Below are 7,603 nucleotides of genomic sequence, written 5' to 3'. Positions count from 1 at the left end.
GCACTGAGCTAGGAAACGCCGGCCTCCGTCTAGCCAAGCAACCCAGCTACGCCCACATTTCCGGCGTCTGGTTCCAGCCCGGTTCGGACTATGGAGCGCGGTAGGGCAAACTTGTAGGCGATGAGCATGATGACCCTTCCCTCCCTGTCAGCCCACCTCCCCACACAAACGTCTGGCGATTCCAGTGCCCTCACTGGTGTGGCCGACTGGGCTGTCGGTTTGATGGAAACCATCGGTGCCCCTGGCGCCGGACTGGCCATCGCGCTGGAGAACCTCTTCCCGCCGCTGCCAAGTGAAGTGGTGCTTCCGCTGGCTGGCTTCACGGCGAGCCGCGGCAGTTTCAGCCTCATCGAGGCACTGATCTGGACGACGCTGGGCTCGGTCTTCGGCGCTTGGGCGCTGTACGGACTGGGTGCCTGGCTGGGCCGGGGGCGAATGCGTGCCATCGCCGCAAAGCTGCCGCTGGTCGATCTGGAGGACGTGGACAAGGTCGAGGCCTGGTTCAACCGACATGGCTACAAGGCTGTGTTCTTCGGGCGGATGATCCCCATTTTCCGAAGCCTGATCTCCATCCCCGCTGGCATCGAACGCATGCCTGTTGCCAAGTTCCTGCTGCTGACCAGTGCCGGCAGCCTGATCTGGAACTCCATCTTTGTGTTCGCTGGCTTCTATCTAGGGGAAAACTGGCACATCGTGGAACAGTACGCGGGCATCTTCCAGAAGATCGTCATCGTCGTCGTCGTTCTCTCGGTGCTCTACTGGGTCACCACCAGGATCCGTAAGATCCGGAACCGCCGGAGCTAGTGCCCGTCCGCTGGACGGGCTGTCCCGGCGTTACCGGGACGGCTCCGGAACCGTCCTGCGGCGCTGCGGCTGAGTTTGATGCACCTTTCCGAACTGAACGGAGCGGCTTTCGCCTGCCGTCGCTGCGCGTAGCGTAGCTTCCACACACCGCATTCCAGACTTTCCGCCGCTTGGCCCCCGCCGTGGTCCGGGCCTTCCCCGCATCGCCGCGCCGAGCGCTGCTGCGTCTCGTCCTCGCGCGTCTCCGGCGCTTACCGGCCCCGCCGACGCGGTCGCTCTCAAACCGACGCGCAATCCCAGTCCCGCAATCAGCACCCCCTCCTTGACATGCGTCTTCAAGGTTGTATGGTTAGTTACACCAGTAACTAACCCCTTCACCGAATAACCGGTGATGGGTTCCATGGAAGGAGCGGCTGTGATCGACGATTCAAGGCCGATCTTCCTGCAGATTGCGGAGCTCATCGAGAACGACATCGTGGACGGGGCGCTGGCCGAAGAGGGACAAGTGCCGTCCACGAACGAGTTCGCCGCTTTCTACCGGATCAATCCCGCCACCGCAGCGAAAGGCGTGAACCGCTTGGTGGACGACGGGATTTTGTACAAAAAGAGGGGGATCGGCATGTTCGTGGCAGCCGGCGCCCGTTCCCGGTTAATAGCTCAAAGGCGCGACGACTTCTTCAGGGAGTACGTCCAGCCGATGACCCGGGAGGCACGAAAACTGGGCATCAGCACCGAACAGCTGACCGAAATGCTCCACCGCACCGAGTCCACCAGCGACATGACAGAGGGAAGCGTGTCCCGATGAACAACCCGACCACACCCGCCGCCATAGAACTGCGGCAGGTGACCAAGACCTACCGTGATGCCACGGCGCTCGACAACGTCAGCCTTCGCTTGGAAGGCAACCGGATCTACGGCCTGCTGGGCCGAAACGGCGCAGGCAAGACCACCCTGATGTCGGTGCTCACCGGCCAGGGCTTCCAGAGCAGCGGTGAAGCGCTGGTCTTCGGCCAGCACCCGTATGAGAACGACGGCGTGCTGTCCCGGATCTGCTTCATCCGTGAATCGCAGAAGTACCCGGAGGACTTCAGCGCGCAGCGGGCTTTCAAGTCCGCATCCTTGTTTTTCAAGCACTGGGACCAGGCTTTCGCGGACCAGTTGGTCGAGGAATTCCAGCTGCCGCTCAAACGCCGGATCAAGAAGCTCTCCCGTGGCCAACTCTCCGCCGTCGGCGTGATCATTGGGCTGGCGTCCCGCGCGGAAATCACATTCTTCGACGAACCGTATCTGGGGCTGGACGCCCTGGCCCGGCAGATCTTCTACGACCGGCTGGTCGAGGACTTTGCCGCGCACCCGCGGACCATCATCCTCTCCTCGCACTTGATCGATGAAGTGGCGAACTTGCTGGAGCACGTGGTCCTGATCGACCGCGGCCGGATCATCATGGATGACGACGCCGAGGCCATCCGCGGCACGGCCGTCACCGTTGCGGGCAACGCCTCTGCCGTCCAGTCATTCGCGGCCGGCCGCGAGGTGCTGCATCGCGAGTCGTTGGGCTCGCTGGCTTCGTGGACCGTCGAAGGCCGGATGACGAATGCCGAGCGTGCCGAGGCAGCCGAACTTGGTCTGGAGCTGGCACCGGTGTCGCTCCAGCAGTTGGTGGTGCGCAAGACCATGGCAGCAACCGATGCTGTCGTCGATACCGACTCCGAACTGGAGGTCCTGAAATGAACCGCGTCATCAACGTTGCGCGCATGCAGCTGATCAACAAGTGGACCTTCCTGGGAATCCCCGCCATCATCATGGTGTCGGCCTTCCTGATAACCCTCGCCATCTGGGCGATGATCCCGGCCAGCGGCCAGACGTTCTACTCCGGCGCTTCGCAGGCGGTGATGTGGTACTTCTTCGCGCTAGGCATCCAGTCGCTAACCCTCACGTTCCCGTTCTCGCAGGCCATGAGCGTGAGCCGGAGGACCTTCTACATCGGCACCGTGGGACTGTTCGCCACCGTGGCGCTGGCCATCAGTGTGCTCTACTACCTGTTGGGCCTGGTGGAAGTTGCCACCAACGGTTGGGGGTTCAACGGACAGCTGTATGCCCTGGACTGGATCGCCAATGAGCACGCTGTGGTACAGATCCTGTTCTACTTCATCGCCATGGTTGCGCTGTTCATGATCGGTTTCTGGTTTGCCACCGTCTACAAGCGCTGGCAGGCCACCGGGATGTTGATCACATGGATCGCGATCGCTGTGGTCCTGATCGGCCTGCTGGGCCTGACTACCTGGCAGGGCTGGTGGCCAACGGTGGGGCAGTGGTTCGTGACCCAGACACCGATGAGTGTCTCCGGCTGGGTGGCGCTGTTCTGCGCGGTTCTCGCTGGCGGGTCCTACCTGACCCTGCGCCGCGCGACCCCCTGACCCAAGCCCTGATCAACGCTCAAATCCTCAGCGCCACGGCGGCTCCCGCAAAACAAGCGGGGGCCGCCGTGTCACGTGTTGCCGGACCGGGACTGTCCTGGCCATCAATTAGGGTTGAGCCGTGGCAATTGACTTCACGGCGATCGATTTCGAGACGGCAAACGGATTTAGGGGCTCGCCATGCTCCGTCGGCTTGAGCAAGGTCCGCGACGGCCACATCGTCGAAGAGGCGTCGTGGCTGATGCGCCCGCCGGAAGGCTTCGACCACTTCGATCCGCGCAATGTCCAGATCCACGGCATTACCGCCGGCATGGTTGCGGCAAAGCCCCGCTTCGGTGAACTATTCGCGGACATGGCAGATTTTATTGGCACCGACGTGCTGGTCGCCCACAACGCCGCCTTCGACATGGGTGTCATCCGGTCGGCGCTGGAGGTCTCTGAACTCTCCGGCCCGGCGTACGACTACGCCTGCACGGTCATCCTGTCGCGACGGAGCTATTCGCTGGTGTCCTATTCGCTCCCGTTCGTGGCCGAAGCCGCCGGCGTGCCGTTGCTGAACCACCACGACGCCGTGGCGGACGCACGGGCCTGCGCCGGCATCATGATCGACATTGCCAGCCGGAATTCGGCCGCAAGCATTCCGGACCTGCTGACGGCGATGCAGATGCGCACCACACGCCTCGAGGCCTACATCCACGGAACAGCAGCTGTCTCGAAGCCCACGCGGACGGCGCTGGAACGTCAGGAGCTGGGGTCTGCCGGGGGCGCGGCACCGTTTTCCGCCTGGACGTACTGGCCGGACGAGGGCAGCAATCCCGAGCCGAACGAGGACGCCGACGACTCCCACCCGCTCTACGGCCAGACCGTGGTCTTCACCGGTAATCTGGGCCTCTCCCGCCAAGAGGCCAAGAACCGCGCGGCGGAACTGGGCGCGCGACCGGCCAGCAACGTGACCCGTAAAACCACGGTGCTGGTGGTCGGCGACGGCTTCGTCGCCTCCGATCTCAAAAGCGGCCGGGTGACGGCTAAGGCACACAAGGTGCTGCAGCTGCATGGCAAGGGCCAGCAGATCGAGGTGCTGTCCGAGGGCGAGTTCCTGCAGATGATCGGCGGACGCTGGCCCGCGCACAGCGCCTGACTGGTAGCGCCCGGCGTCAGAGCCGCAGGCGGACCCCGGTGAGCTCTTCGGACAGGTCGATCAGCCGGGAGGCGGCGTTGCGCTCGCGGGCATATCGCTTCGGCGCGACGACGGCCGGGCTCCCGGTCAGCTGGAAGCGTCCGTCCGGCCCCCAATAGTCACCGTTGCGGACGCCGTCGCCGGCCGTCGCCTGTACCAGCGGCCACGCCCCAGCATCCTTGCCCTGCGCCGTGAGGCCGAAAAGGAGCCGCTGCCAGCCGGTGGCCGGTTGTGAGAGTTGAAGGCCGGGCCGGTCGGGCGTGAAGTACTTCCGGGCGTACCCGGGATGCGCCACCACGGACGAGGCAGGCGAGCCTGCCGCTTCCAGCAGGTGGGCCAGTTCAAACCCGAAACTCATCACCGCGAGCTTGGACAAGGCGTAGGACCGGTAGCTGGAGTACTTCGCCGGCACCGCTGCCCGGCGATAGTCCGGGCGGACCCAGCGGTGGCTGATGCTGCCCACGTGCACCACGCGGCTGTGGCTGCGGGCCAGGGCGGGCATCAGCCTGGCGATCAGCGCGAAGTGGCCCAGATGGTTGGTGCCAAACTGCAGCTCGAAGCCGTCCGCGGTGAATTGCAGCTCCTGGGAGCCGATGACCCCGGCGTTGGCCAGCAGGGCATCGATCCGTCCGAGGCCGGACAGTTCCTCGGCGGCTTGCCGGACGGAGTCCAGGTTGGCTAGGTCGAGCTGCTGGAAGCGCACGTCTGCCCCGGGCAGCGTACTCCGGACCGCTTCCAGGGCAGCGCGGCCGCGGGCCTCGTTGCGTGCGGCCATCACCACCGTCGCTCCGGCCGCGGCCAGCTGCTCGCTGGCGAAGTAGCCAAGGCCGGCACTGGCGCCGGTCACGATGACCGTCTTGCCGTCCTGGCGGTTCAGGGCGGGCGGCTGGTTGGCGTGGCGCATGCCTTAGCCCTGCGTCTGGGCCAGGAAGCGTTCGGCCATGCCGAGGATGACTTCCGGTCCCTCCAGGGCGGCCAGCCATTCGGCGGGCAGCGCGGCTTCGCCGTACTGGGCGCCCAAAAGGTTGCCGGCCAGACTGCCGGTCGCGTCGCTGTCGCCGTCGTGATTGATCGCCGCGGCGACTCCCCTGCGGAAGTGTTGCTCCGGCGTCGTACTGTCCGCAGTAGCCAGCACCGCGTACAGGGCGATGGATAGCGCTTCCTCGGCCGCCCGGCCCGTGCCGAGTGCCGCGGTCAGGTCGGCAGGTGCCACCGGACCGTGGGCGGAAAGCTCGACGGCGGCCCGCAGGCGCCCGGCCAGTTCGGCGGCTTTGGCATCCTGCTCGGTGCGGGCCAGCATGGCCACGGCGGCACTCTGCAGCGTGGCTTGTTCATGCACCAGCAGCCGGATCAACGTCGCCAAGGTGGCCGCGCTGCGGTGTGCTGCCGGATGGCCGTGGGTGAGCGCAGAGCCATCGGTGGCCAGCCGCTGGACGGTCTGGTCGTCGACGAACGGCAGCAGTCCGAAGGGGGCGGAGCGCGTCAGCGTGCTGCCATCCAGCGCGTCCGGGTTGACCGGACGGGCCCGGGTTCCCATCTCGCCGGTGCCCAGTCCGGACAGGCAGGCCTCGGCGGGAGCGCGCCGCGCGTGCAGGACGGACTGGCCGTCGATCCAGCGCGGCAGCGGCGCCGGTGCGTTGTCCGGAAAACGGCCTTCCTGCGTGGCATACCAGCGGAGGTAGGCGAGCCAGAGGCATGCGGCTTCGTCCGCGGCGGTGCCGGCGTTGGCCCACTCCAAGGCCTCGGTCAACCCGTCGAGGGTGTACAGCGTCAGTTGCGTGTCATCGGTGAAATGCCCCGGCTCCGGAAGCTGCGAGAAATCCCGCAGCCCGTCGGCCCCGAAGCGTCCGGCGATCACGTCGAAGGGGTCCAATTCAACGGCTGCTCCCAGTTGGTCTCCCAGCGCGCCGCCGAGCAGACAGCCGCGCACCCGCGAGGCATAGTCCGGGACTTCGTGGGCGGTGGGGTCGTCGGGCCGGGAACCGGGAAGCGGGGCATCGGTGATCACGACTACCAGCTTAGGCGTGCACGCGGAGATTTCGCCCGCTGCGCTTCCCCGGAAGCGTTCAGGTTTTTCCCAGAAGCCGGTGACAGAGTGGAGTAGTTTTGAGTCAATCGCCGGCGCCCCGCCGGCCCGGCAGAAGGACAGTATCCATGGCAGCAGCCCACCCGGCGGCATCGGCCCCAGCCGTCCCCGCCGCCCCACCCCGGCTCGGCGAAGGACGCAGCTACTCGGCCCGGATCGGTGCCGAGTTGGCAGGTTCGTTCTTGCTGTTTTTCGGTGCGCTGGGGATCGGCATGTTCAATCCGCAGGGGTCTTTCGGTGTTCCCTTCGGCTTCGGGCTGGCGGTCATTGCCGGCATGCTCGCCTTCGGCTACATCTCCGGCGGCCACTTCAACCCGGCCATCACGCTGGGCAGCGCGCTCGCGGGCCGCACCTCCTGGAAGTCGGTTCTGCCCTATGTCCTGGCGCAGTTGGTCGGCATGTCGCTGGCCGCCGTCGTGCTGTGGGTGATTATTGGCAGCCATCCGGCCGGCGCGCAGTCGGCCAGCGTGTTCGCTTCCATCGCCAACGGCTACGCCAGCGGTGATGAGTTGGGCTTCTCAATGGCCGGCGTGTTCCTGGCCGAAACCATCGCGACCGGCCTGCTGGTCGCCGTCTACCTGGGCGCGACCGCATCCCGCGACCGGCTGCGCAGCGCCCCCTATGCCGTCGGGCTTGCCTTCGCCGTGCTCACCGCGGTGATGCTGCCCGTCTCCAATGCCGGCATGAACCCGGCCCGTTCCACCGCCGCGGTGTACTTCGCCGGTGGAAGCGCGGTGGGTGAACTGTGGCTGTTCTGGGTGGCTCCGCTGCTCGGTGCCGTGATCGCCGGGCTGCTGTACCGCAGTGCCGAGCCGGCGCCGGGATCGCGGAGGAAAACGGACGACGGCGGTGCACCGGTTGTGTCTGCCGCCGCACCGGTGGAGGGTGCGACCGCCGGAACCGCGGCCGGCAGGAGTAATGTTCCCGACGTCGCTGTGGAGGACCAGCCGGACGATCCGGCGCCTGCGGACGACCGGGGCGCGGCCGAAGCCCGCGATTTCTTCGACCGCAAGCCGAACCGGCCCCGCCCGGACACCGAATAACCCAAGGCTGCAATCACCACGGCACGTCCCGATTCCGGCGCGTGCCGTTGCGCCTGTCCGAAACTGTCCTGACCGA

At 66.2% G+C, this 7,603-nt stretch carries 8 protein-coding genes; 6 read left to right on the top strand and 2 right to left on the bottom strand.

The window, feature by feature from the left end; genetic code table 11:
* The first annotated feature begins 129 nt into the window (after positions 1–129).
* The 5 genes from AC5RWT_RS20260 to AC5RWT_RS20240 all read left to right on the top strand — a co-directional run bounded on the left by AC5RWT_RS20260 (position 130) and on the right by AC5RWT_RS20240 (position 4,359).
* A complete protein-coding gene (locus tag AC5RWT_RS20260) occupies positions 130–804 on the top strand; it encodes a DedA family protein (RefSeq protein WP_494045861.1) in 675 nt (224 codons plus the stop codon).
* 415 nt (positions 805–1,219) lie between these two features.
* Positions 1,220–1,609, top strand: coding sequence for a GntR family transcriptional regulator (locus AC5RWT_RS20255; RefSeq protein WP_494045701.1), 390 nt, complete (start codon positions 1,220–1,222; stop codon positions 1,607–1,609).
* A complete protein-coding gene (locus AC5RWT_RS20250; protein ID WP_494081730.1) occupies positions 1,606–2,535 on the top strand; it encodes an ABC transporter ATP-binding protein in 930 nt (309 codons plus the stop codon). Before AC5RWT_RS20255 ends, AC5RWT_RS20250 begins: the two co-directional genes overlap by 4 nt.
* Entirely contained in the window at positions 2,532–3,221 is a 690-nt protein-coding gene (locus tag AC5RWT_RS20245; RefSeq protein ID WP_494045703.1) for a hypothetical protein, read from the top strand. Before AC5RWT_RS20250 ends, AC5RWT_RS20245 begins: the two co-directional genes overlap by 4 nt.
* Positions 3,222–3,342: 121 nt before the next feature.
* Positions 3,343–4,359, top strand: coding sequence for a 3'-5' exonuclease (locus AC5RWT_RS20240; protein WP_494045704.1), 1,017 nt, complete (start codon positions 3,343–3,345; stop codon positions 4,357–4,359).
* 16 nt (positions 4,360–4,375) lie between these two features.
* On the opposite strand, the gene AC5RWT_RS20235 is transcribed toward AC5RWT_RS20240, so the two are convergent.
* A complete protein-coding gene (locus AC5RWT_RS20235) occupies positions 4,376–5,302 on the bottom strand; it encodes an SDR family NAD(P)-dependent oxidoreductase (RefSeq protein ID WP_494081729.1) in 927 nt (308 codons plus the stop codon).
* 3 nt (positions 5,303–5,305) lie between these two features.
* Complete coding sequence (locus tag AC5RWT_RS20230; RefSeq protein ID WP_494045706.1) at positions 5,306–6,406, bottom strand: ADP-ribosylglycohydrolase family protein; 1,101 nt, start codon at positions 6,404–6,406, stop codon at positions 5,306–5,308.
* Positions 6,407–6,552: 146 nt separating this feature from the next.
* Here AC5RWT_RS20230 and AC5RWT_RS20225 point away from each other — a divergent pair, with 146 nt between their 5' ends.
* Complete coding sequence (locus tag AC5RWT_RS20225; RefSeq protein ID WP_494081728.1) at positions 6,553–7,527, top strand: MIP/aquaporin family protein; 975 nt, start codon at positions 6,553–6,555, stop codon at positions 7,525–7,527.
* Positions 7,528–7,603 lie beyond the last annotated feature (76 nt).

This window comes from Arthrobacter sp. Dra40, assembly GCF_059091905.1.
This window is presented reverse-complemented; position numbering and strand designations above follow the sequence as displayed.